This window comes from Senegalia massiliensis, from assembly GCF_900626135.1.
Classification (GTDB): Bacteria; Bacillota; Clostridia; order Tissierellales; family SIT17; genus Anaeromonas; species Anaeromonas massiliensis.
In genome coordinates, this window is the sequence record NZ_LR130785.1 from 144,131 (window position 1) to 170,939 (window position 26,809).

The following is a 26,809-nucleotide window of genomic DNA, read 5'->3' on the forward strand; positions in this document are numbered from 1 at the left end:
CTCCTTATTAAACTATACAAAGTTCAGTGGGGTGATGGCGATCTGCTACTTGTAATTGTATGTCTTTGTTTAGCTTTATACCCTTTTCAGTCATTATATTAACAACTGTTTGATATGCTAACTCAGGAAAGTTATTTTCTCTACTTAAATGTCCTAAAAATATTCTTTGAAATTTATCTAAAAATAATTCTGATATCAAATTTCCTGCATCTTCATTTGATAAATGACCATCTTGAGATAGTATTCTTTTCTTTAAATAATATGGATAGCTTCCTATTTTTAACATCTGAATATCATGGTTTGATTCCAACATTAATAAGTTTGAATCTTTGATTTTTGACTTTATATTTTCTGTTATTATTCCAGTATCCGTTACTATACTTACCTTTTTATTTTTATGATTCAAACTATATCCTAAAGAATCAGCTGCATCATGACTTGTGCTAAAACTATCTATATTTATATCTCCTATTTCAAAACTATTGTTACTACCAATTATTCTAATATTTTGTTCGTCTAATTTACCTAAATACTCTTTCATAGCTTCCCAAGTATTATTATTTGCATATATTGGGATATTAAACCTTCTAGATAATATTCCTACTCCCTTTATATGGTCTTTATGTTCATGAGTAACTAGTATACCATTTAATTTTGTTGGGTCTGCACCAATTGATAATAAACCATTTTGTATCTTTTTGCCACTTAATCCAGCATCTATTATTATCTTTGTTTTATCTGTTTCTACGTATTGACAATTGCCACTGCTCCCACTAGCTATTGAACAAAATCTTAAACTCATTTATATCACTCCGTATTTACAATATTTATTTTATCTTAGGTTTGTGATGAATATGTGATGAATATATTTTTATTTTAAAAATTTTATTACGTTTAAAACTTGTATAGCGACTCCTATTGGTAAAGAGTCTTCATCTATATCAAATCTATCACTATGTCCATCATATATTATATCTTTTTCTTCATTTCTACATCCTAGTCTGAAAAATGCACCATTTGTATCTTTTAAAAAATATGAAAAATCTTCAACTCCAAGACTAGGACTATCTATTCTTATAACATTTTTTTCTCCTAATAACTGATTTACACTCTCTCTTACTAAGTTTACCATGTTATCACTATTTATTAAAGACATATATCCTTCTTCCCTTATAAATTTTCCTTTTCCTCCCATTGTTTTTGGAATATTTTCTACTATATCTTTTATATTCTTAATAGCCATATCTCTAGTTTTAGGTGATAACGTTCTAAGTGTGCCTTTCATTTTAACTGAATTTGAAATAATATTATTAGCTGTTCCTCCATTTATTTGTCCTATGGATATTACTACTGAATCAATAGGACTTACTTTTCTACTCACTATAGTTTGAAGTGCATTTATAACTTGAGAGGCTATTACAATACTATCAACTCCACTATGGGGATAAGCGCCATGTGTACTTTGACCAAAAATTTGTATATTTAATGTATCAGATGATGCATTCATTTTTCCATATTTTATACCTATTTTTCCAACAGGTATTTCTGGAGCCATATGAAGACCAAATACTGCGTCTACTTTTGGATTCTCCATTACACCTTCTTTTATCATTCGTTCTGCCCCACCTATAGTTTCTTCTGCTGGTTGAAATATAAGTTTTATATTCCCCTTTATCTCCTCTTTCATTTCCATTAATATATTTGCTACACCAAGTAATATTGTCACATGTGCATCATGTCCACATGCATGCATTTTCCCATCTATTTTAGACTTATATTCTACATTATTTCTTTCAACTATAGGTAAAGCATCCATATCTGCTCTAAGGGCTATGGTTTTTCCTTTATAATTACCTCTTATAATACCTACTACTCCAGTATCTGCAATCCCTTTTTTATATTCAATATTTAACTTTTCTAATATATTACATATTTTATCTTGAGTTCTATATTCTTCTGTACCAAGTTCTGGATGCATATGAAAATCTCTTCTTATATCTATTAACCAACCCTTTATATCTTGGGATTTCTTTATTATATTATTCATGACTTATTACCTGTTCTATTATTTTTAGTTTTAAATTATCAGCATCTATTTCTACTTTTGCTCCAAGTGGTAATGTAATATTTGGAGTGCAATGTCCTGATTTTATATTATATACTATAGGAATATTTAAAGGACTTAACATCTCCTCAAACACTTCCATAAGACTCTGATCTCCATCATCTTCCTTTATACAATTATTAAAATCTCCTAAAATTATACCTTTAAGAACATTTAATTTCCCTGCAAGTTTTATTTGTCTTAGCATTCTATCAACTTTAAATGTATATTCTCCAATGTCTTCAATAAATAATATTTTATCTTTTGTATCTATTTCATAAGGAGTTCCTATTGTACCAGTTATAAGTGCTAAGTTTCCTCCAGTGAGTATTCCAGATGCTTTGCCTTTAGATAATACTTTAATTTTGTCATCCTTTGGATTAATTATTTCTATTTCATTTTTACCACTCATAAGTATCTCTTCTAAAGACTTAAATGAAAATTCATCTAGGACATCTTTCATATCACTTACTGTCATAGGACCATGAAATGTTATTAAATTAGAATTATTATTTATAGCTATGTGTAGAGCTGTTATATCACTATAACCCATAAATATTTTTGGATTTTCTTTTATCATTTCATAATCTATTTTTTCTAGAATTCTATGAACTCCGTATCCACCTCTTATACAGAATATAGCATCTACTTCTTTATCTTTGAACATAGTATTGATTCCTATTGCTCTATCCTCATCTTCTCCTGCAAAACAATAATATTTCGAATAAATATTATTTGCTAATTTCACTTTAAATCCTAATCCTTTTAGGAATTTTATAGATTTATTTATATCTTTCTTTAATGCATAACTTGCTGGAGCAACTAATCCTATTGTGCTACCTTTTTTTAAAGCTTTTGGTTTTATCATGTTTACACCCTCCTTATTAAGATTCTATACAATAAAAAAGGACCGAAGCCCTATTTCATTTAAAACATTAAATTTGTTACCACTACTGCTGTTATTATACCTACTGCATCTGCTATCAACCCTGCTGGTAACGCATGTCTGGTTTTTCTTATAGAAACTGCACCAAAGTATACTGCAAGCACATAAAATGTAGTCTCAGTGGAACCCATCATAATAGAAGCCATTCTACCTATAATAGAATCTGGTCCATGTGCTTCAAATAAACTATTCATTACTCCTGAAGCTCCTCCACCGGATAGTGGTCTCATAAGTGCCATAGGTAATACATCTCCTGGCATCCCTATAAGTTTAGTTACTGGGCTTAATGCTTTTGTAAATAGTTCCATTGCTCCTGATGCTCTGAATATTCCTATTGCTACAAGCATTGCTACTAAATAAGGTATTATTTTAATTGCAGTAGAAAAACCTTCTTTTGCTCCTTCAGTAAATGATTCATATACTTTTACTTTTCTAAAAAATCCATAGGCTGGTATAAAAAGCAAAATAAAAGGTATTGCATATATAGAAATTGTTTCCATTATTTTAACAAACATATGTATCCCCCCCAATTATTTAGTTTTTACTATATTCTTTTTTTTCATTGGATTTGTAGATGAAAATACAGGTAATTTTGATAGTGTCTTAACTGCTATTATAGCAGCTATAGTTGATGCAAGTGTGGCAATTATAACTGGGCCTATTATTTCAGTTGGATTAGCAGATCCTGCTGCTGCTCTATATGCAATTACTGTTGCTGGAATAAGTGTTACACTAGAAGTATTTATAGCTAAAAATGTACACATTGCATTAGAAGCTGTATCCTTATCCTCATTAATTTTATTTAATTCGTTCATAGCTTTAAGTCCTAGAGGTGTTGCAGCATTACCAAGTCCCAATACATTTGCTGCCATATTCATTATCATAGCCCCCATTGCAGGATGATCATCTGGTACTTCTGGAAATAACCTTATCATTATAGGACGAAGTGCCTTTCCTAGAAGTTGTACAAGTCCTGCTTCTTCTGCTATTTTCATGATACCAAGCCAAAGTGCCATAACTCCAACAAGTCCTATTGCTAGTTCTACTGCAAGTTCTGCATTATCAATTGCAGCTTGGGTTACAGCTTCTATATTTCCAGTGACTGTAGCTACTATAACTCCTATTATTATAAATAAAAACCAAATAATATTTATCAAAGTTTACACTCTCCTTATTTCAAAGTTTTAAACTCTTTTGGCAATCTTTCTCCCCTTAATAAATCTTCATAATTTTGTCTTTCTACTATTATTTCAGATTCCCCATCTTTTACCAATACAACTGCTGGTCTAATATTTTTATTATAATTACTTGCCATTGAAAAGTTATATGCTCCAGTACTATAAACAGCTAATATATCTCCTGGAGTAATTTTAGGTACATCTAAATCTTCTATAAGTATATCCCCTGATTCACAACATTTGCCTGAAATAGTAACTTTATATTTTTTTTCTTGATCTATTTTATTTGCTATCTCACCATAGTACTTTGCTCCATATAATGAAGGTCTTGGATTATCAGTCATTCCACCATCTATAGATGCATATGTTCTAATTCCTGAAATTTCTTTTATATTCCCTATTGTATATAAAGTAGTGCCAGCATGCGCTACTATCCACCTTCCAGGTTCAATGCTTACTTTTGGAATAATTAATTTATGTTTATTACAATTTTTATATACTCTTTCCATTATAGATTCTATAAAATATTCTAATGGTTTTTCTATTTCTTTTTTCTGATATGAAACCCCATATCCACCTCCAGTGTTTAATTCTTCAGTTATAAAATTAATCTCGTCTTTTAAAAATTTTATTAATTCAAATGCCATATCTATTGCTTTTAAATATGTTATATTATCAAATAATTGTGATCCTAAATGAAAATGAAATCCTTTTAAATTAATATTATTAGAATCTAAAGCTACTTTTACTGCTCCCAATATTGTATCTATTTCAAGTGGAATGCCAAATTTAGAATCCTTTCTTCCAGTATCAATATGTTTATGGGTAATACTTGTAACTCCTGGAGTTAATCTAAATAATATATTTGTTTTTTTATGAAACTTACTTGATATTTCTTCTATCATTTTTAATTCATATATATTATCAACAATTATTCTGCTTATGTCATTTTCTATAGCTAACCTTAATTCCTCATATGACTTATTATTTCCATGAAATAATATCCTCGAAGCAGGAAATTTTGCTTTTAATGCTGTATATAATTCACCTCCTGACACAACATCGAGTCCTAACTCTTGTTTTTCTATTATTTTACACATGGCCATAGTTAAAAAAGCTTTACTTGCATAAAATGCACTTGTATTTTTAAATTTCTCTAAAAAAACATATTTTATCTTGATACATCTTTCTTCTATTTTTCTTTGAGATACAATGTATAGTGGAGTTCCATATTTTTTTGATAAAGATATAGAATCACATCCATCAATATATAAATGCTTTTGTTTATTATCTGTTTTCATTTTATTCTCCTTATAAATAAAATTGTCTTTTATAAATATTGTATTTGTTATATTATCTAGTTATTCATATTTTAAAAATATCACTTTAATTTTTGGCAACAAAAAAACACTTGTAAATTTCTACAAGTGTTTTTTGATTTTTTATTCTGATACCTTTTTAATATCTGCTCCTATAGCTTTCAATTTATCTACTATATTTTCATATCCTCTTTCTACATGTCTTATATTATGAACTTCAGTTTCACCATCAGCCATAAGCCCTGCTATAACACATGCTGCTCCAGCTCTTAAATCTGTAGCTGTTATCTTAGTACTACTTAAAGGTGTAGCTCCTCTTATTATAGCTGTTCTTCCATCTACTTTTATATTAGCACCCATTCTTTTTAATTCATCTACATACTTAAATCTGCCTTCAAATATACTTTCTGTTACTATGCTTGTTCCATTAGCTTTTGTAAGTAAAACAGATAGTGGTTGTTGAAGGTCTGTAGGGAAACCTGGATATGGTAATGTTTTTATATTTATACTATTTAATTTCTTATTTCCTTTAACTCTTATTGAATCATCATATTCTGTTATCTCTACACCTAACTCCTTAAGTTTAGCAGTAATTGATTCTAAATGCTTTGGTATTACATTTTTAACAACGACATCTCCTTCTGTTGCAGCTGCTGCAACTAGATAAGTTCCTGCTTCTATCTGATCTGGAATAACACTATATGTGCAACCATGAAGTTCTTTAACTCCATTTATTCTTATAACATCTGTTCCAGCACCTCGAACATCAGCACCCATTGCATTTAAAAAGTTAGCCACATCTACAATATGTGGTTCTTTTGCTGCATTCTCTATAACAGTTTTTCCTTCAGCCTTTACACCTGCAAGCATAATATTTATAGTAGCTCCTACACTAGTAACATCCATATAAATATTAGTTCCAATTAATTTATCTGCTTCACAATTCATTATACCATGTTCAACTTTAAAGCTACTACCTAAAGCTTCAAATCCCTTTATATGCAAGTCTATTGGACGTGAACCAATATCACAACCTCCAGGATATGCTACTTCAGATTTTCCAAATCTACCAAGCCCTGCACCTAATAAGTAATATGATGCCCTAAGACTCTTGGCCATATCATAAGATGCTTTACACTCATTTACTGTAGATGTATCTATTTCTATACTGTTATTTTTTTCATTTAAAAATACATCTGCACCTAACTTTTTCATAATATCTGCTAATATATATACATCACTTATCATAGGTACATTTGTAATAATACATTTATCATTTGCTAACAATGTTGCAGGTATCAATCCTAAAATAGCATTTTTAAACCCACTTATATTTACTTCGCCTTTTAATTTTTTTCCACCTTGAATTATAAATTTATCCATAGCTAAACTGACTATTGTCAGAATTTCACTCCTCTCAACTGTCTATTACAAGCTGTAATTCACATACATTTTTATTATATACAATTTTCATGAATTTTTAAATAGTTATTTTTAAAACCATGAGAAATAACAAGTCTAAATAACTCATTCTTTTAACTATGCATAGGATTTTATTGTCTCTACTATTGTTTCTACAGACTTTTCCATATCTTCAACTGCAATAGCTTCAAATTTTCCATGAAAATTGAAACCACCTGTAAATATATTTGGTGTAGGAAGACCCATATATGAAAGTCTTGCTCCATCTGTACCGCCTCTAATTGCTTTTATTTTAGGTTCAACCCCTACTTTTTTCATCGCTTCTACAACTGAATATACTATATCTATAACTGGTTCAATCTTTTCTTTCATATTATAATATGAATCATTTATTTCGATTTTAATAGTATCTTTTCCATACTTTTCATTTATAAAATCACAAGCTTTCTTCATAAATTCCTTTTTCTGATTAAATTTATCCATATTATGATCTCTTATAATATATCTCATGGTAGTTTTTTCTATTCCACCAATAAATTCATCTAGTAAATAAAACCCTTCATAACCTTCAGTATATTCGGGATTTTGAAATTCAGGTAAAAGTGATTGAAATTCCATTCCTATAAGTATTGAATTTTTCATCTTATGTTTTGCAGTTCCTGGATGGATATTTGTTCCATAAACATCTACTTGGGCAGATGCTGCATTAAAATTTTCATACTCTATTTCACCTAAGAAACTACCATCTATGGTATAAGCAAAATCAGCTCCAAATTTTTCCACATCAAATTTATCAGCGCCACTTCCTATTTCTTCATCTGGAGTAAATGCTATCTTGATATCACCATGTTTGATATCTTTATTATTAACAAAATACTCTACTGTAGACATTATTTCAGCTATACCTGCTTTATCGTCTGCTCCTAAAAGGGTAGTTCCATCTGTAGTTATTAAGGTTTTGCCCTTATAATCTTTCAAATATGGAAAGTCAGATACTTTCATTACTATATTTTTCTCTTTGTTTAATACAATATCGCATCCATCATAATTTTCTACTATATTTGATTTTATATTATTACCTTTAAAATCTGGACTAGTATCAAGATGTGATATAAGACCAATTGTTTTTGTATTTTCTTGATTACCTTTTAGTGTAGCCATTACATAACAATTTTCATCTACATGAGCATCACTTAACCCTAATTCCCTCAATTCTTTAACTAATAAATTTGCTAAATCAAATTGTATACTTGTACTAGGTGTAGTATCAGATTTTTCATTTGATTGGGTATCTATTGAAATATATCTTAAAAATTTATCTTGTACTTTCTCCATGAAATCCCTCCTAATTTTAAGTAAATACTTATAAATAATCCTTCATTTTCTTTATTATATATCAATTTTAAGTATCATTACTAGTATTAACATAATTAATAAAATAAAGCCCAATTAATTGGACTTTATTCTTCATATAAATACTTTATAGTACCATCAGTAAATTCTACTTTCCAGGCAGGAAATGCATCTCCTGATTTAAATTCATTAAACTCAAATACATCTGTATTATTAGGATCAAAATAATAACAAGCAGCTATGTTTTTAATTGTTTTATTTTTAATACCTTCTACAGATAAAAGTTTTAAAAGTGAATCTGTTGCTGGTCTTAACTTTATGTTGTTTTCCTTTTCTTTTATAGTATTTAACCATAATCTTTCAAATTTTATTACTCTTGCGTTTCTAATTGTAAATTTCATATAACTTTTCTCAACTATTGTATCTTTATATTCTTTTGTATATGTTAAATTAACTATATCATTATTTTTTTCTAGTTTAGTAAGTTTATAATCTGAAGTTTTAAAGCCTTTATCTTCTAAAAAATTAGATGCTACTTTATGATGATCATACTTTACTGGTGCACTTCTCTCATATGACTTATATTCGTAAACTATCTTTCTACCTTTTAAGATTTCAAATCTTTCATGCTCACTTTCAAATATAATTGAATTTTTTTGTTCATCTATTTTAGCTAGTTCTAATAAATTCGATGAATTAATAAATTCTCCTGCAATATCTAGTTTTGAATTTATTTTATCATATGATTGATACTCAACTTCTAACATTTGTATATTAGGAGTGCTTTTAGGAATATCCGTCTTTATATCTATATTTATTTTTTTTAATCTTTCTTTTACATCTTGTTCTGTGGTTATATAATCTCGAGACCTAATGTCTTTGCTTATTACTGCAAATAATAATGCTACATTTACTACAATAAAAGCAATTATCATTATTTTTTTAGCTTTTGACCAATCCATTTTAAACATCTCCTGTGATTATATAACTTATTCTAAAGATTTAATATCTATTAGATTTCCACTACTTGAATCAAATATATATCTATTATTCTTTATATCAATAATCCAAGATTCAATTAAAGGTGTTTTGTAATAGGAAGACGATTTATCATAATACCCTAGTGAAATATCTTTTATAGAAGCTATAATATCCTTATAAAATTTTGTTTGCATATTACTTGCTATTGTATTCTGTTCATCATTGAAACTTTCTTTTATTTTAGCAATATTCTTTTCTATTACATCTTCAGGATTAATTCTCTCTTCACCATAAGTGCTGTTTTCACTTACTATAATATCTCTATAAAATCTTTTGTAACTAGTTACTTTATCTCCATAAACCTCTGCAACTAATGCATTTATCAAGCTACCATCTTCTTTAGTTTTATCATTTATATATACACTTTTACCATTTATACTATAATTAATAGTAAATCTATAACCTTTTGAATCATCTTCAGATTCAATTGCTTCTATATCTGAGATATAAGAATTTTCAGGTAATCTATCTCTCTTAGTTATAAATTCAGCTAAAGAATTAAGACTTTCATTAATATCTCTTTTTCCTTGCTTTTTATTTAAAGTATTGGAGTATTCAACTAATCCATTTGGATATATTAAAAGTCCAGTATGTTGATTATACATATATATTACTACTCCTGTATTATCCACTACTTTCCTTAAGTAAGATAAATCTTTATCAAAAAATCCTTCTGCAATTTTATCTATATTTTTATTTGATTCTGTAGACTCTTTAACTTTAATATCATTTTCAACTATAATATCTTTTTTTTCATGAGGAAGTCTATAAGGAATATAAATATTAGAATTTATCCCTAAACTTACATCTGAAGGCCAATAATTTACAAAGCTTTGAGAAGTCTTTATTTGTTCTAAAGCATTAGAGAATATTTTCTTGCTATATTCAATATTCTTTAATTCTATATGACTTTCATCATCACTTAATATAATGTTATTTTCTTCGTCTAGGCCTATATATATTTCTTTAATTGAATTTATATTTTGAAAAGTTACTATATCTACATCTATATTAAAGGAATTTAAAAATACATCCATAGGAATTTTATCTGCAAATTCAAATTTAATAGACTTTTTATTATTAGCATCGATATATTCATTTTCTTCAATTAAATTTATAGAGATATCTTGCACTGAAAATGTATTTTCAAGAACATCTTTTGCTTTATTCCATAAACCATATTCATTATCAATATTCAATATAGTGTGTGTTTTCTCAGAATAATTTATCAATATCTCTTTAGGAACAATAATTTGAGATAATATTATCTCTTCTGATTCATCTTGTTCACTTAAACTTATTGAACTAAATAAATCAATATTAGTATTTAATAATGTCTGACTTATAAGAAATAGACTTAACGTAAAAAGAGACACTAATATTATAGTATTAAGTCTCGTTTTATTCATGGAATAGCACCTACTTTCTATTTCTTCTGACTAATAGCTTGTAATATTTTCTTTGTATTTTTACTCTCTAAAATATTTAAATTATCTATATATTTCTTAGCTATATAATCATTTGTTACATTAATAGTTTTAGTCAATGTATAATTTTGATCATTATTGTTTATTTTTGTTATTATTTTATTTCTACCTATAGGAAGTTCTAATTCCACATTAAACCTTTCTAATTCTCCAACTGTCAATTCCTTAATAAGAACTGGAGAATTAACACATTTATTTATACTAGAACTATATCTATTATTATATACGTATATATTGATATTACTTCCTACTTTAGATTTCCCTGACAACAATATAGTATTTTCAGATGTGACACTATTATCTTCTGGCATCATTAGATTATAATTATTATTAGTTGTTCTTCCTGTTGCAAAAGAAACAGTATATATATTTATTGATATAAATATAGTCAATAAAGACCATAATAACTTTTTACCCATCTTAAATCCTCCCAGTATTTAATATAACAATATTATTATACAAAACCTATATTACAATAATATTACTTAGGATTTAAAAATAAATTACTTTATTGGTAAAGTTATAATAACCTTTGTACCTTTTTCGTACTCACTTTCTATATTTATTTGTCCATTATGTGATTCTACTATTCTTTTTGCTATAGAAAGACCTAAGCCTGTACCTCCTAAATCACGTGATCTGGCTTTATCTACTCTATAAAATCTATCAAATATTCTATTTATATCTTCTTTAGGAATTCCCATTCCATTATCTTCTATAATTATTTCATTACTATTATCTTTGGAATTTAAAATTATATTTATAATTCCATTATCAGGTGTATATTTTATTGAATTACTTAATATATTAATTATAACTTGCTCTATTGCATCTTTATCTGCATAAATATCATTTAAATGTTTCTTTATATATATATTAACTTTTTGTTGCTTTTCTTTTATAGTCAATTCAAGTTTCATAACAATTGTGTTTACTAATTTTTCTAAAGATATATATTCTTTTTCCCATTCAACTTCTTTATTATCAAAATTAGATAATTGTAAAAGATCACTAACTATTCTACTCATTCTATCACATTCATCATTCACTACATTTAAAAATTGTATACTTAACTCTTTATCTTCTATAGCTCCATCTAAAATAGTCTCTGTATAACTTTTAATAGTAGTTATAGGAGTTTTCAACTCATGAGAAACATTTGCTACAAATTCTCTCCTTAAATTATCTAATTTATACTGTTCTGTCATATCTTGAAATACTATTATTATGCCACTAAATTCTGAACTTTGACTAAGATATGGTGCAAATCTTGCCATATATGTGGAATCTTTTGTTTCAATTAATTGTTTACCTTTTAAAGACTTACTTTGAATTATATTTTTTAATGTCATATATTTATTTATAGGCATAATCACTTCATCATAACTCTTATCTTCTATATCTTTTTCAGATATATTTAATATATTTTTAGCTATAGGATTTGCATGAGCAATTTTGCCCGTTATATCTACTGCTATTACTCCATCTGCCATATAATTAAATATTGCTTCCATTTTAGATTTTTCTCTAAATATCTCAGAAATAGTATTATCTAATTTTTCTGTTAAGAGATTAAACATACTTGCAAGTTGTCCTATTTCATCACCTGATCTGACCTCAACATACTGTTTAAAATCTCCTTCCGCCATTTTTTGAGCTTTTATAGTAACATCCTTTATAGGTTCTGTTATACTACTTGCTATCATAAAACCAAGTACTACAGTTATTGCAAGAGCAAGTAGGGTAGACTCAATAAATATTGTTTTAGTGTCTGAAATAGTCTTATTTATATGTGACAAATCATATATAATATAGATTATACCTTCAACTTTATCTTCTTCTGTTATTATTGGATAGGCAAAAGATTTTAAAGTCATATCTTCATTAGTTCTTAATTCTTCTTTTCCCTTGGAAGCTTCTACTATTAATTTAGGTGATATTTGGGGTATATTATATGCATTTTCACCAATTAGTCTTTCCTCTTGTCCTATATTACTTGAGATTATTTCCGGAGCAACTTTTGTATTATCTATTATATACACTCTATTATCTGTAGAATATATAGGTGCTTTAGTTAGTAATTCACTTTTTTCCTGTTCACCTAACTCATCCCAATTTGCTTCTTTAATAGTAGGAGAAAAATTTAATATACTTTGAGCTTGAGCTCTTATAGATTTATCTGCTTCATTTAATTGATTTCTTTCAAATACTGTTACTATAAATATTCCAGCTATAACCATTGCAATAAATACAAGTAAAAAATAAATAATTATAAATTTACTTTTAATACTTCTAAACATATATCATTTTACCTCCTGAAGTAATATCCTACTCCTCTCTTTGTAATTACATATTGAGGACTACTTGAGTCATCTTCAATTTTTTCTCTTAATCTTCTTATAGTTACATCTACAGTTCTTATATCTCCATAATATTCATAACCCCAAACTTCTTGAAGTAATTTTTCTCTTGAAAATACTTGTTCAGGTTTAGTTGACATAAATTTAAGTAGTTCAAATTCTCTAAGTGTTAAATCTATTACTTTATCATCTTTCTTTACTTCATATTTATTTAAATCAATTTCAATATCTCCTGATTTAATTATATTTTTAGGACCAGAGGCATTTTCTATAGTCATTTCACCTCTTCTAATATTTGCTTTCACCCTTGCACTAAGTTCTCTAATACTAAAAGGTTTTGTTATATAATCATCTGCTCCCATTTCCAAACCTAATATTTTATCAACTTCTTCTTCTTTGGCAGTAAGCATTATTACAGGAGTATTTTTTTCTTGTCTTATTTCTTTTAATACCTCAAAACCATCCTTAATAGGTAACATTATATCTAAAAGTATCAAGTCTGGATCCCATTCGAATACTTTAGTAACTGCTTCTCCACCATCATGAGCTAATACTACTTCATAATTCTCTTTTTCTAAATTAAATTTTAAAATGTCAGCAATTGGTTTCTCATCATCTACTACTAATATTCTCTTTGCCATATTACGATCCCCCTAACAAAATTTGTTTTTCTATTATTATATCATAGTCATATATATATTCTAGATAAATATAATAACCATTTTTACCCTTACTGCATAAATTAACTATAGGAAGGTGATTTTATGAGAAGAAAAAGAATAGAAAAAATAGATCCTTTAGTTAATGCTAAACTAAATTCAACATCAAAAGAAGAAATTCCCATAATAATAAAGTATAAAAAAGATAAAAAAGAAAAAATCTCTAGTATGTATAAAAAGATCAAATATGAACTTCCCATTGTAGGATCTGTTGCTTGCAGTATGAATTTAAAAGATATAAATGATTTGAAAGAGGACCCAGATGTAGAATTTATATCATATGATAGTAAAGTATTTGCTCAATTAGATATTGTAAATAAAACTATAAAAACAAATATTGCTATTGAAAATGATATTACAGGTAAAGATATTACAATAGCAGTAATAGACACTGGTCTTGCTCCTCATGTTGATTTATTTAAACCTACAAATCGCATACTAGGATTTAAAGATTTAGTAAATAATCGCACTAAATTATATGATGATAATGGTCATGGTACACATGTAGCAGGTATAATAGCAGGAAATGGATATGCCTCTAAACAAAAATTTAAAGGTATAGCTCCTTTATCTAATTTAGTTATTGTAAAAGCACTAGATAGCTCTGGTAGTGGAAATACTTCTGATATAGTTTCTGCAATTCAATGGGTGATAGATAATAAAGAAGAATATGATATAAAAATATTAAATTTATCATTAGGTGCCCCTATAAGTGATGATGGAAGCTCTTCTCCTCTTAGAGAGGCTGTAGAAGAGGCAGTAAGAAATGGAATCACAGTAGTATGTGCTGCTGGAAATAGTGGGCCTTCAAAGGGGAGTATATTATGTCCTGGAAATTCACCATCTGCTATCACAGTTGGAGCTATAGATGATAACAAGACAGCTGAAATAAATGATGATTTTATAGCTAACTTTTCTAGCAGAGGTCCTACAAAAGAAGGTCTTAAAAAACCCGATATGGTAGCTCCAGGAGTAGATATAATGAGTATTTCAAACAAAAATTCTTCTGGATATTCATCATTAAGTGGTACTTCCATGGCTACACCTGTAATAACAGGAGCTTGTGCATTATTACATGAAAAACATGGTTATTTAAAACCAAGAACAGTAAAGCAAATGCTTATGAGTAGCTGTAATAATATAGGGTTTTCACAAAATGAGCAAGGGGCAGGTATAATAGATTTAGAGAAATTATTAAATGATAATTATAATATGAATTATAATGCAGCTCATCATAATAATTATAATAAACATCATAAGGAATATAACTATTATGATGATAAAATATTAATTGTAATTTTACTTGTATTAATTTTAATATTAGATATTTAAAATATTCTAATATAGCAGGGAATATTGTTAAAATTCCCCTGCTATATTATTTTATAAAGTTATAAGGGTCTTTATTTTCACCATTAACAATAACTTCAAAATGTAAATGAGGACCTGTGCTTCTACCAGTATTTCCAACTTCTGCAATAATGCTTCCTTTTGCAACTTTCTGTCCTTCATTTACATGTAATTTACTTGAATGAGCATATCTAGTAAAGTAGCCATTACCATGATCTATTAGTATCATATATCCATAAGTCCCCTTATAGCCAGAAAATTTTATTATTCCATTATCTGATGCTTTTATTGGGGTGCCTGTAGGAGATGCTAAATCTATACCTAGATGCATTCTTGAACCTCTTGGACCAAATGGTGATGTAAGTCTTCCTTTTATAGGCATCATAAACTTTCCAGTTCCTCTTGAAGATATCATTTTTTTTGTACCCTTCAAAACTATTTGTGTCCTAGGGTTTTCCTTTACTTTCTCAGAAACTACTTCTTTTGATATTTCTACTCCATTTATCTTCTCTACTTTTAATATATTTTCTTTAATTCCTTCTTTCCCTTTTTGCTCTATATCTTCTTGTCCTGAAAACAAATTATTAGATTTTTTATATTCAGTTTTGTAAGGCATTTTTTCTTTTTCAGTTATATTTTCAGTTGTAACCACTGTTATAATAGGATTTTCTTTATTATTTTGTTTCACTGTATTAGATAATAAGTCTTTATTATTTTTCAAGTTTTTTATTTTTGTTTTAACTTTTATTATCTCAACATTTTCCATAATTTTTACATTTAATAGGTCTAAATCCTTTATATAATATTTTTTTATGCTTTTTAAAAAATCTTTAGCTTCTTGTTTCGTGCTTACAGCTCCTATTATTTTTTCATCTACTTTTATTCCATAAGCTATTATTTCATCTTCTATATTATCTTGATTATTATAAGTGTGAGAAACTTTTCTATGAATAGTATTAGACTTTATTGTAACACTACTTAATAGTATTAAAATAAATGTAGTCATAAATATGATACTAAATTTTAAGCTTTTAAAATTTCTCAATAATTTCTTTAGCATTTGTTTGCCTCCTAAATTAAATTTATAATTTAATAGCCACATATATTTTTGCCCTTTAAAAAATTTAATATACAATTATATTTATCGATATATTATTATTTAATTAAAATAAGTAAATATATGATTAATATTAGTATGCTCTATGTTATAATTATTATTAAGAAAGGTTTGGAAGGTGATTAATTTGACTTTTAAAGTACAAACTACAGATATAGATTTAGGAGATACCCCTATAGAAAATATTTTTATAAGTGATTTTATGCCAATGGCACATGGTACATATGTAAAAGTATATTTATTAGGATATAAATATGCAAAAGATAAGGATGAAAATATTAATGTTGACAATAGAACAATTGCAAAACATTTAAATATTCCTTTAGCTGATGTGCTAAATGCTTGGGATTTTTGGGAAACCAAAGGTATAGTAAAAAAAATATATTCTGAAACTCATAATGCTGAATATGGAATTGAATTTTTAAATCTTAAACAACTATATATTGACAATATTATAAGACCACAAAATAATAATTATATTAAGCCATATAGTGCTTCACCAGATGAAATAGTGGAATCTAAAAATAGACCTATTATCAATGAAATGTTTAATGAAATAAGATTAGTTATAAAAAGATATATAACTCCAAACGAATATAAACGCATTTATGAATGGATAGAAAATTATAATATGAGTCCAGAAGTTATAATACGTGCATTTCAATTCTCTCTTGAAAAGAAGAATAGAAGAAACCTTTCATTTGTAGAAGGAATTATAAGAAATTGGTATGCTGATGGAATTACAAATATTGAAAAATTAGATGAATATTTAAGTAATAGAGATGAAAAATTTTATAGATATAATAAAGTTATAAGATACCTTGGACTTAAAGGCATAGCTAGTGAGCCACAAAAGAAATATATTGATAGATGGTTTGATGAATGGAGTTTTAGTATGGAATTAGTATTAAGAGCCTGTGATGAAACTACAAAAATAAGTGAAGTAAGCTTTGATTATATTGATGGTATATTAAAAAACTGGTATAAAGATAATGTAAATTCTTTAGAAGATGTAGAAAAACGAAATGAAGAATTTAAAGCTGGAAAACAAGATAAGGAGGAAAAATCTAAAAAGAAATATTCACCTCAAAAAAAGAAAGTCTATACTCAATTTCATAATTTTAAACAACGTACAACAAAATATTCTGCAGAGGAATTAGAAAAAAAAGTAAGAAAAAACTTTGAAAAGAAAATTAATGGTTAATAAAGGATGATTTAATTTGAATAAAGATATAATAAAATCAATTTTAATAGAATATGAAAAAAAACGAGATGATGCTCTTTATAAACAACAATCTAGAAAACAAGAAGTATATTCTAAAATTCCTCAAATAAAAGATATTGATATTGAAATAAAACAAACTAGTATTGCTCTATCTAAATGCATAATAGAAAATCCTATAAATTATCAAGAAGTTACAAATAAACTTAAATCAAAAATCGAAAAATTAAAAAGAGAAAAAGCAATACTTCTTACAGAAAATAATATTCCTCTTGAATACTTAAATATAAACTACACTTGTAATAAATGTCAAGATACGGGTTATTTAAATAATGGCAAAAAATGTTCATGTTTCAAGCAAGAACTTATTAATAGAGCATATGGAATGAGTAATCTTGAAAATGTTTTAAAAAAAGAAAACTTTAGTAATTTTGATATAAATATTTTCAGTGATAAAAATATGGAAGAAGAAGAAAAAAGTCCTCGTGAAAATATGATGAATATATTAAATATATCTGAAGGATTTGTGATAAATTTTGAAAAGGAAAACAGAGAAAACCTTCTGTTTTATGGACAAACTGGACTTGGAAAAACATTTATGGCCAATTGCATAGCTAAATCCCTATTGGATAAAGGTTATATAGTTATATACCAAACTGCATTCAAAATAATGGATATAATAAGCAACCATAAATTTAATAGATATAATTCAAGTGGAGAAGATGAGTATAACCTCTTGTTTACTGCTGACCTTCTTATAATAGATGATCTTGGAACAGAATTTACAAATTCATTTACGAATACGGAAATATTTAATATTGTAAATACACGATTATTAGAAGGCAAAAAAATGATAATATCTACAAATTTATCGCCTAAAGAATTTGCAGATACTTATACAGATAGAACTTTTTCAAGGATATTCAGTAACTTCATCCCTCTTAAATTCTATGGTGATGATTTAAGGTGGGAAATATAAACTAAATAAACAAATAAAAAAGAGAAAAAGACTAGAGAGGTCACAGCGCTCTCCAGCCTTTTTCTTTAATATTATATTTAGCTGAAATATCAGCATTGTATAAGCTAACCTACTTATAGCTTAAAACTTAAGTTGGCGACCTGGAAGGGACTCGAACCCTCGACCTCCAGCGTGACAGGCTGGCATTCTAACCAACTGAACTACCAGGCCATTTTGGTGGGCACAACAGGGCTCGAACCTGTGACCCCCTGCTTGTAAGGCAGGTGCTCTCCCAACTGAGCTATGCGCCCAAAATTACACAAATAATATGGTGACCCTACCGGGACTCGAACCCGGGTTACCGCCGTGAAAGGGCGGTGTCTTAACCGCTTGACCATAGGGCCAAAAAAATGGTGACCCATCGGCGACTCGAACGCCGGACACCCTGATTAAAAGTCAGATGCTCTACCAACTGAGCTAATGGGTCTTGATTAAGAAAACGTGACCAACTCACTTTTACTATGATACATTATTATTTATAGCTTGTCAACATTTTTTTAAATTTTTTTGTAGAAGTTTATCATATACGAATTTTATTATAAACAAATTATATATAATTTGTTTATAATAAAACAAAAAACAACTTATATTCTAAATTTTATAAGTTGTTTTAAATCTGTATACATTATTATGTGTTTTTCAAATTATTATTATCAATATATTGTGGACTAGCTTTAAATCTTTTCCACATATCCACAAAGTTATACACATTTTGAGACATGTCTTTTGTTCGGGTTTTATATTCTCTGTATGTTATTTCCATTTTATAGAACCCCATGTATTTAATCCCGTTTCTCAATTTAAAATTGTCATTTACTTGTTCTTTAGGCAATTCTCTATATAAATCTATATCTTGAATATCCATACAATCATAATATTCTTTTAATAATCTAAACCCACATTTTTCATAACATCTTATCGCTCTTTTATTAAATTTGGCTACTTGCAAAATCATTTTTTTCATTTTTAAATTTTGAAAATAATAATTTAAAAATGTTATCAATGCTTCAGTACCATATCCATCATTCATATAATTAGGATCTAAAACTAATCCTAGAGTAGAAAATTTTCTAAAACGTTTAATTTCTCTAATTGTTAAATATCCTATTAACCTTCCACTTTTAAGTTTTATAGAATAACTTTTTTTATTTTTATTTTTAACTTTAAATTTATACCAATCAAATATTTGCTTATCATTCATATCAGGAAAATTATAATCTTTAAAAAGTAGACTATGGTGCCTACCCCAATTACTCATTTGATATACATCATCTAATTTTAATTCTTCGATTATTAATCTATTAGAGTATACACTCATATTAGCATCTCCTTAAAGTATTATAATTATATATTAATTATATAATATATTTGTAAAGAGTTCTAGTTAGAACTCTTTACTTTTCCTAATACTTTTTCTGCAAATTCCTTTCCAAATTCAAAACATTTATCATAGGTTTCTTCATAGGGAACAAATGTTGTTTTAAGAGAATCCATAGCAAGTTTTAATTTATGATTTTTAATATTATCTTCAATTATTCTTATAGCTTCTCCACCCCATCCATATGATCCAAACACAGCTGCTAACTTACCTCTATTTGTTATAGGGTTCATTACTGCAAATAATTTATATATAGGAAGCAATGTATTTTGGTTTATAGTTGGAGATCCTATTATAATTGCATTTGATCGTTCAATTTTTTCTTCTAATTCAAACTGATCCATATGCTCTATATCTTCTAAATCTACATTTATATTTTCTACTGATTCTATACCTTCTTTAATTTTTTCTGCCATTTTTTTTGTATTACCATATGCTGAAACATAAGGTATAAAGATTTTCTTTTCTTTTTTTTCTATAGGCTCAGATAGTTCTTTTGACCAATTTACGTACTTTTCCCAATTATTTCTTAATATAGGACCATGTCCTGGGGCTAAAGTATCTATATCTAAATCTTCTATTTTGTCTATAGCCTTAAGCATAAAACTACTAAATGGTTTTAATATTACATCAAAATAATATTTGAATGCATCATCAAAATTCCCTACTTCATCATCAAACATCTTTTCATCACAATAATGACAACCAAATGAGTCACAAGTAAATAATATTTTATCTTCTTCTAAATAGGTATACATAGTGTCTGGCCAATGAAGAAAAGGTGCTGATATAAATCTAAGAGTTTTATTTCCTAAGTCTAATGTATCTCCATCTTTAACTTCCATATATTTAAATTCAAAATTTATCATATGCTTTAAAAAGTTTATTGCTGACTTACTTGCAACTACAGTGGCATTTGGAGCTATTTTAAGCAAATGCTTAAGGTTGCCAGAATGATCAGGTTCTGTATGATTCATTATTATATATTCAATTTCTTCAGGGTTTACTACTCGCTTTACTTTTTCTATATAATCAGTTTTATAAGTTTCCTTTGATGTTTCAACTATAGCCTTTTTATCAGCGTCTATAAAATATGAATTATAAGTTGTACCATACTTTGTTTCCATAACTACGTCAAAAGTTATAAGAGTAGGGTCCAATATTCCAATCCATTTTACATCTTTATTAAGATCTAATATTTTTGTATTATCCAACTTTGTTCATCCCTTCTTTGTGTAACTATTATAATACCCTATTAGTCTCCTATATACCCTTTTTTATGTCAATAAATCTTTTTATTATTCCCTATACCTTTCCATATTTAAGAATTTTGTGAATTGTCCCATCCACACTAACTCAACAGTTCCAGTAGGTCCATTACGCTGCTTTGTAATTATAACTTCACCTATATTCTTTTTTTCAGTATCTGGGTGATAATATTCATCACGATAAAGCATCATAACTACATCAGCATCTTGCTCTATAGCACCTGATTCTCTTAAATCACTCATTATAGGCCTATGGTCTGATCTAAGTTCAGGAGCACGAGATAATTGAGATAGAGCCATTACAGCTATATCTAATTCTCTTGCCATTTCTTTTAATCCTCTAGATAACTTTGATATCTCTTGTTGTCTATTTTCAGTTCTTCCATCTCCAGACATTAATTGTAGATAATCAATCATTACTAAATCTAAGTCATGTTCCATTTTTAATTTTCTACATTTAGCTTTCATTTCAGCAAGAGATATTGCAGGTGTATCGTCAATAAATATTTTAGCTTGAGATAATGGACCCATTGATTTACTAAGCCTAATCCATTCTTCTTCTAATAAATCTCCAGATAATATCTTTTGTATTTCAATATGTGCTTCAGAACTAAGCATACGTTGTACTAATTGTCCCTTTGACATCTCCAAACTAAATATAGCTACAGTACTTCCTTTTAAAGCACTATTTTGTGCTATGTTTACTGAAAAAGCAGTTTTACCCATGGATGGTCTTGCTGCTACAAGTATTAAGTTAGATTTTTGAAGACCAGAAGTTTTATTGTCTAAATCAGAAAACCCAGTAGGTATACCTGTAATACCTCCTCCTAATTTGCTCATTTCTTCAATGCGAGAAAGAGTTTCCATAAGTGCGGTTTTCATTGTAGTAAAGCCTTCATGTCTTTGTTTTTGAGTTATTTCAAAAATTCTTTTTTCAGCTAACTCTATAATATTTTCTATTTCTTTATCATCTTTATATCCTTCACTTATTATTTCATTTGATGCTTTTATAAGTCTTCTTAATAATGATTTTTCTTCTACTATTTCGCAATAAGATTTTATATTAGAAGTTGTGGATACACCATCTGAAAGGTCTGTAAGATATCCTACTCCACCTACTGCTTCTAATGTATCTCTTTTCTTTAATTCTTCAGATAAAGTTATGAGGTCTACTGGTTCATTTCTATTATATAATTCTAATATTGATTCAAATATTTCTCCATTAGCTTCTTTATAAAAATCTTCTGACCTTATAATTTCTAAAGCTGCTATTATTGCATCTTTATCTAATATCATAGCTCCAAGTACTGACTGTTCTGCCTCTATACTATGTGGAGGAATATTTCCTAGTTTCTTTAAGTTTTCTTCCATTTTTTCACCTCTAATAAATTAGGTACAGTTAAACTGTACCTACTATTTATTGCTCAACTACTTGTACTTTAAGGTCTGCCGTAACCTCTGGATATACTTTTACCTTTACAATAGTAGTACCAAGTGTTTTTATATTATTATCTAATACTATTTTTCTTTTATCTATTTTAATATTTTCTTGTTTCCTTAGAGCAGTTGCTATATCTTTAGTTGTAACAGAACCAAATAATTTACCTTCTTCTCCTGCTTTACTTTTTATTTTAACTATTATCTCTGAAAGCTTTTCTTTAAGTTCTAAAGCTTCTTCTTTTTCTTCTTGTTTTTTTAATTTCTTTGCTTTCTTTTGCTCTTTTAATTGTTTTACATTTCCATCTGTTGCTTCTTTAGCAAGTTTCTTTGGTAAGAGATAGTTTCTTGCATGGCCATCTTTTGCATTTACTAAATCTCCTTTTTTACCTAATCCTTTTACATTCTCTAATAAAATCACTTTCATTATTCCTCACCTTCCTTAAGAAATTCATCTATTGCTTGTTCAAGCTTAGATTTTGCTTGTTCTATATCTACATTGTCTAACTGAGCTCCTGCCACTGTCAAGTGACCTCCGCCTCCTAATTTTTCAAGTATTAACTGTACACTTATATCCCCTAATGATCTTCCAGATATATGAATTCTATTATCTGACGGTACAAGCACAAATGAAGCTGAAATACCATTTATATTAAGTAAATCATCAGCTGACTGTGCTGCAATAAGTATTGAATTATCTGCATCTACATCCATATATGAAATCGCTACTTTACCATTACCTACAACTTTAGCCCTTTCTACAACTTTAGCTTTAGTAGTAAATGTTTCTAAATCATCCTGAAATAATAATCTAACTGAAGTAGTATCAGCCCCAGCTCGTCTAAGCATAGAGGCAGCTTCAAATGTTCTAACTCCTGTTTTAAATGTAAAACTTTTAGTATCAACACTTATACCTGATAATAAAGCTTCTGCTTCAAATTTTTCTATTTCCATTTTTTCACTCATTAAATAATATAATATCTCAGTAATTAACTCACAAGTTGAAGAGGCATATGGTTCTAAATATACTAACAATGGATTTTCTATAAACTCTGCTCCTCTTCTATGATGGTCTATAAGTACTACTTTATCTACTATTTCCAATAAATCTGGTGCTTCAGTAGAACTAGGTCTATGAATATCCACTACTACACATAAAGAGTCATTTTCTGCCATGTCTATAGCTTCCTCAGGAGATATAATATAATCCATATATTCAGGATGTTCTTCTTTTAACTTATTATATAAGTTTTTTATAGAAGGATTCACTTCAGAAAGTACAATGTACCCTTCTTTATTTCTATACTTAACAGCACTTAAAACACCTATTGCTGCTCCTAAACTATCCATATCAGGATTCTGGTGACCCATTATGAATACTTTGTCTGTTTGATCAATTAACTGACGTAAAGCATGTGCTATAACTCTTGCTTTAACTTTAGTTCTTTTTTCAACTGCTTTACTCTTTCCTCCATAAAAACTTAATTTTTCTATTTTTTTAACTACAGCCTGATCTCCACCTCTACCAAGAGCTATATCTATTGCACCTCTTGCAAATTCATAACTCTCTGCAGGACTTTTCCCATTTACACCTATTCCCATACTAAGTGTAACTGCAGTTTTATTTCCTTTGTCTATATTTCTTATATCATCTAATATTGCAAACTTTTTATTTTCTAAGTTAGATAAATGTTGATTTTCAAATACAATTATATATTTATCTGTTTCATATTTTCTTATAAATCCGTTTATTCTAGAGGTAAATGTATTTAACTTCTTATCTATCTCTGCAAGTACTATAGGTCTTTTTGTTTCATCAGTATCTTTCATTACCTCATCATAATTATCAACTTCTACTAAACATATATTCATTTTTTCATCATTATATTTTTGTTTTAATATAGTAAGTGTAGTATTATCTAACCAATAGAGCATAATTAAATAATCTTTATCTGAATTTTTCTTATTTACCTTTACTATATTATATAATATTTTATAATTTCTATCTTTAAATACTACATCTATATTTTTATCTTTTTTATCACTGGTTATATCTTTAATATTAAAAGAAGGTACAATATCTTCTATGTTTTCCTCTAATATATCTCTTTCTTCAACCATTTCGCTAAATCGAGGATTATACCAGCTAATCTTTCCATCTAATTCTATCATCATAAAAGGTAAAGGTAAATTAAGTATAGCATGCTTTGTTGCCGAATCAAATTCATCCATTAGTCCTTCTATATATTTTGTCCATTCAACTTTTCTAATATGAACATTTCGCCAATGATTGAATATTAAGTAAGCTAAAAGTAAAACACCTACACCTGCTATTATTGGTTCATAAAAAAACAGTATTAATACAAATATACCTATTATAAATAAGTATATCTTATTATCAAAATTTAAAAATTTAAAACCTTTTTCTCTAGCCATTATTAAGCCTCCACTATTTGTCCTCTTTTAATTTTCTAAAATCCATTATTGTATCTACTAAACCTACAAATGATATTATTAACATAAGTGGACTTGATAATATTAAAAATGCTATTATAACTCCTCTTAATATACTATTAATGTTAGTTTTATTAAGTAAATATACTATAACAGCTAATCCTTGCAAGAAAAACAAAAATACAACTAATATAGATATATTTAAAGTTATTGTATCATAATTAAACAATTTATAGTAGCTTATGATAAACGATAATATAGCAATAACTACTATTCCACTTCCTATATTACTTGGTAATCTAAATTTAGAAAACAAAGGCATCTTTATATTTTTATATCTAAGTCTTTTCAATGTAGCAATGGATATAAAATAATTTATATAGTTAGTAAAAAGAGAAACTATTATCAACATAGCAGGAAATATAAGTATAGTATTATCTAATAAAATTGTATATTTATCTATTAATTCTTCTATTCGATAAGAAGATATTTCCATCTCTTTAAGAAGACTTTCTTGTGTAGATAATATAAAATCTACCTGTTCTTTTAATAAGTCATAAAAATTAACTCCTGTAATATATCCTGTGATAATTAATGATGTTACTATTGATATAAAGGATACAATTGTACCAATCACTATGATTTTATATGAATTATATTTTCTATTAATCATATAAGCAATAGCTACTGCTAATGGTCCAAAAATTATAGTTACAAATAAAGCAGTAAGAGGATCTATTAATATTGAAACCAGTATAAAAGAAGCAAATACTGTAAGTATACTAGATTTAACATTATGCCTTATTCCTAATATAATAAATGGAACTGGGTATATCAATAATATTATTGGAGTTAAATATAACCCTAAAAATACAAATATAGTCATAAGTGACACAATAACTGCAGATTCAGTTATAATACGTGTCTTTTCATTTAAATTCAAAAATCTCACCTCTTATTTTCTAATCTTTTTAAAATACTCTAAAAATCTATTTAAATCTCCATACCAATTTTCTATCTTATGATTTTCTGCAATTCCCAGTTTTACTTTTTTTTCAACTTTATTATCAATTTCTTCAAAAGATAAACCAAGTCTTTTTCCTAACAAATAAGTAACTAATATAATATTTGCTAAGCAATCAAGTAAAGCCTCTTGTCCTTCTTTTACTCCTTTATATAAAAGATTAAATAATAAAGAGACTGAATTCAACATTTCTATTTTTAACCACTCTATAACTCTTATGTTTTTAGTTATATCAATGTTATCATTTTTGAACCCCAAATATTTCATCTCCTTTAATTTCATAAGAATGTATTATAATATATTATATTATATTTCCACTAGATTTAACAACAATACAATTAAAAAAAGAAGGATTTCTCCTTCTTTTAATTTATTCTGCTGTATATGGTAATAATGCTACTGTTCTAGCTCTTTTTATAGCTCTTGTAACTCCTCTTTGATGAGTAGCACAAGTACCTGTAATTCTTCTTGGAAGAATTTTACCTCTTTCAGTAACATATTTTTTTAATCTATTTAAATCTTTATAATCTATATGATCAACATTATCTACGCAAAAATTACATACTTTTCTTCTTCTACCAAAATTTCTTCTTGCCATTTTCATTTCCCTCC

General features: G+C 27.5%; 25 protein-coding genes and 4 tRNA genes. 3 read left to right on the forward strand and 26 right to left on the reverse strand.

Annotated features, from left to right (window positions below; translation table 11 throughout):
* Positions 1-7: 7 nt before the first annotated feature.
* The 13 genes from E0D94_RS00665 to yycF form a co-directional block, all read right to left on the reverse strand.
* Positions 8-802 (reverse strand): MBL fold metallo-hydrolase, encoded by a 795-nt coding sequence (locus tag E0D94_RS00665; protein ID WP_130805394.1) that lies wholly within the window; start codon positions 800-802, stop codon positions 8-10.
* A 69-nt stretch (positions 803-871) separates the two neighbouring features.
* Entirely contained in the window at positions 872-2,047 is a 1,176-nt protein-coding gene (locus tag E0D94_RS00670) for a M20 metallopeptidase family protein (protein WP_130805395.1), read from the reverse strand.
* Positions 2,040-2,972: a S66 peptidase family protein gene (locus E0D94_RS00675; RefSeq protein ID WP_130805396.1), complete on the reverse strand. Its 933-nt coding sequence runs from the start codon at positions 2,970-2,972 to the stop codon at positions 2,040-2,042. The genes E0D94_RS00670 and E0D94_RS00675 overlap by 8 nt, the downstream gene beginning before the upstream one ends.
* 59 nt (positions 2,973-3,031) lie before the next feature.
* A complete protein-coding gene (locus E0D94_RS00680) occupies positions 3,032-3,565 on the reverse strand; it encodes a spore maturation protein (RefSeq protein WP_130805397.1) in 534 nt (177 codons plus the stop codon).
* A 15-nt stretch (positions 3,566-3,580) separates the two neighbouring features.
* Positions 3,581-4,207: a nucleoside recognition domain-containing protein gene (locus E0D94_RS00685; protein ID WP_130805398.1), complete on the reverse strand. Its 627-nt coding sequence runs from the start codon at positions 4,205-4,207 to the stop codon at positions 3,581-3,583.
* 14 nt (positions 4,208-4,221) lie between these two features.
* The gene (lysA, locus tag E0D94_RS00690; protein WP_130805399.1) at positions 4,222-5,529 is read right to left on the reverse strand and encodes a diaminopimelate decarboxylase; all 1,308 of its coding nucleotides are present in this window, start codon (positions 5,527-5,529) and stop codon (positions 4,222-4,224) included.
* A 141-nt stretch (positions 5,530-5,670) separates the two neighbouring features.
* Positions 5,671-6,930, reverse strand: a complete 1,260-nt coding sequence (locus E0D94_RS00695) for a UDP-N-acetylglucosamine 1-carboxyvinyltransferase (RefSeq protein WP_130805400.1) — start codon at positions 6,928-6,930, stop codon at positions 5,671-5,673.
* A gap of 156 nt (positions 6,931-7,086) precedes the next feature.
* A complete protein-coding gene (gene pepT, locus E0D94_RS00700; protein WP_130805401.1) occupies positions 7,087-8,304 on the reverse strand; it encodes a peptidase T in 1,218 nt (405 codons plus the stop codon).
* 125 nt (positions 8,305-8,429) lie between these two features.
* A complete protein-coding gene (gene yycI / locus E0D94_RS00705) occupies positions 8,430-9,284 on the reverse strand; it encodes a two-component system regulatory protein YycI (protein WP_165442819.1) in 855 nt (284 codons plus the stop codon).
* A 27-nt stretch (positions 9,285-9,311) separates the two neighbouring features.
* Complete coding sequence (locus tag E0D94_RS00710) at positions 9,312-10,772, reverse strand: hypothetical protein (protein WP_130805403.1); 1,461 nt, start codon at positions 10,770-10,772, stop codon at positions 9,312-9,314.
* Between the two features lie 17 nt (positions 10,773-10,789).
* Positions 10,790-11,269, reverse strand: coding sequence for a hypothetical protein (locus tag E0D94_RS00715; protein WP_130805404.1), 480 nt, complete (start codon positions 11,267-11,269; stop codon positions 10,790-10,792).
* Between the two features lie 84 nt (positions 11,270-11,353).
* On the reverse strand, positions 11,354-13,150 hold the full coding sequence (locus E0D94_RS00720; protein WP_130805405.1) for a sensor histidine kinase: 1,797 nt from the start codon (positions 13,148-13,150) through the stop codon (positions 11,354-11,356).
* Between the two features lie 8 nt (positions 13,151-13,158).
* A complete protein-coding gene (gene yycF / locus E0D94_RS00725) occupies positions 13,159-13,851 on the reverse strand; it encodes a response regulator YycF (RefSeq protein ID WP_130805406.1) in 693 nt (230 codons plus the stop codon).
* A 123-nt stretch (positions 13,852-13,974) separates the two neighbouring features.
* Between yycF and E0D94_RS00730 the strand changes: the two genes are divergently transcribed.
* Positions 13,975-15,261 (forward strand): S8 family peptidase, encoded by a 1,287-nt coding sequence (locus E0D94_RS00730; protein ID WP_242620450.1) that lies wholly within the window; start codon positions 13,975-13,977, stop codon positions 15,259-15,261.
* 46 nt (positions 15,262-15,307) lie between these two features.
* On the opposite strand, the gene E0D94_RS00735 is transcribed toward E0D94_RS00730, so the two are convergent.
* Positions 15,308-16,339, reverse strand: coding sequence for a peptidoglycan DD-metalloendopeptidase family protein (locus E0D94_RS00735; protein ID WP_165442820.1), 1,032 nt, complete (start codon positions 16,337-16,339; stop codon positions 15,308-15,310).
* Positions 16,340-16,523: 184 nt separating this feature from the next.
* Between E0D94_RS00735 and E0D94_RS00740 the strand changes: the two genes are divergently transcribed.
* Together E0D94_RS00740 and E0D94_RS00745 are read left to right on the forward strand one after the other, a co-directional pair.
* Positions 16,524-17,600 carry a DnaD domain protein gene (locus tag E0D94_RS00740; RefSeq protein ID WP_130805408.1) on the forward strand — a complete coding sequence of 359 codons (1,077 nt, stop codon included), beginning with the start codon at positions 16,524-16,526 and terminating at the stop codon, positions 17,598-17,600.
* A gap of 16 nt (positions 17,601-17,616) precedes the next feature.
* Positions 17,617-18,597 carry an ATP-binding protein gene (locus E0D94_RS00745; RefSeq protein WP_130805409.1) on the forward strand — a complete coding sequence of 327 codons (981 nt, stop codon included), beginning with the start codon at positions 17,617-17,619 and terminating at the stop codon, positions 18,595-18,597.
* A gap of 133 nt (positions 18,598-18,730) precedes the next feature.
* Here E0D94_RS00745 and E0D94_RS00750 read toward each other — a convergent pair.
* The 12 genes from E0D94_RS00750 to rpsR all read right to left on the reverse strand — a co-directional run bounded on the left by E0D94_RS00750 (position 18,731) and on the right by rpsR (position 26,795).
* Positions 18,731-18,807 (reverse strand) — tRNA-Asp (locus E0D94_RS00750).
* A gap of 4 nt (positions 18,808-18,811) precedes the next feature.
* Positions 18,812-18,887, reverse strand: a tRNA-Val gene (locus E0D94_RS00755).
* An 18-nt stretch (positions 18,888-18,905) separates the two neighbouring features.
* Positions 18,906-18,980, reverse strand: a tRNA-Glu gene (locus E0D94_RS00760).
* A 7-nt stretch (positions 18,981-18,987) separates the two neighbouring features.
* Positions 18,988-19,063, reverse strand: a tRNA-Lys gene (locus E0D94_RS00765).
* A gap of 201 nt (positions 19,064-19,264) precedes the next feature.
* Entirely contained in the window at positions 19,265-19,954 is a 690-nt protein-coding gene (locus tag E0D94_RS00770; RefSeq protein WP_130805410.1) for a GNAT family N-acetyltransferase, read from the reverse strand.
* 62 nt (positions 19,955-20,016) lie between these two features.
* Positions 20,017-21,228: an FprA family A-type flavoprotein gene (locus E0D94_RS00775; RefSeq protein WP_130805411.1), complete on the reverse strand. Its 1,212-nt coding sequence runs from the start codon at positions 21,226-21,228 to the stop codon at positions 20,017-20,019.
* An 84-nt stretch (positions 21,229-21,312) separates the two neighbouring features.
* Entirely contained in the window at positions 21,313-22,653 is a 1,341-nt protein-coding gene (gene dnaB, locus E0D94_RS00780) for a replicative DNA helicase (protein WP_130805412.1), read from the reverse strand.
* Positions 22,654-22,699: 46 nt separating this feature from the next.
* Positions 22,700-23,146, reverse strand: a complete 447-nt coding sequence (rplI, locus tag E0D94_RS00785; protein ID WP_130805413.1) for a 50S ribosomal protein L9 — start codon at positions 23,144-23,146, stop codon at positions 22,700-22,702.
* Positions 23,146-25,155: a DHH family phosphoesterase gene (locus E0D94_RS00790; protein ID WP_130805414.1), complete on the reverse strand. Its 2,010-nt coding sequence runs from the start codon at positions 25,153-25,155 to the stop codon at positions 23,146-23,148. Before E0D94_RS00790 ends, rplI begins: the two co-directional genes overlap by 1 nt.
* Positions 25,156-25,168: 13 nt before the next feature.
* Positions 25,169-26,116, reverse strand: a complete 948-nt coding sequence (locus tag E0D94_RS00795; RefSeq protein WP_130805415.1) for a YybS family protein — start codon at positions 26,114-26,116, stop codon at positions 25,169-25,171.
* A gap of 12 nt (positions 26,117-26,128) precedes the next feature.
* The gene (locus E0D94_RS00800) at positions 26,129-26,455 is read right to left on the reverse strand and encodes a MazG-like family protein (RefSeq protein ID WP_479725510.1); all 327 of its coding nucleotides are present in this window, start codon (positions 26,453-26,455) and stop codon (positions 26,129-26,131) included.
* A gap of 112 nt (positions 26,456-26,567) precedes the next feature.
* The gene (rpsR, locus tag E0D94_RS00805) at positions 26,568-26,795 is read right to left on the reverse strand and encodes a 30S ribosomal protein S18 (RefSeq protein ID WP_130805416.1); all 228 of its coding nucleotides are present in this window, start codon (positions 26,793-26,795) and stop codon (positions 26,568-26,570) included.
* Between the last annotated feature and the right edge of the window lie 14 nt (positions 26,796-26,809).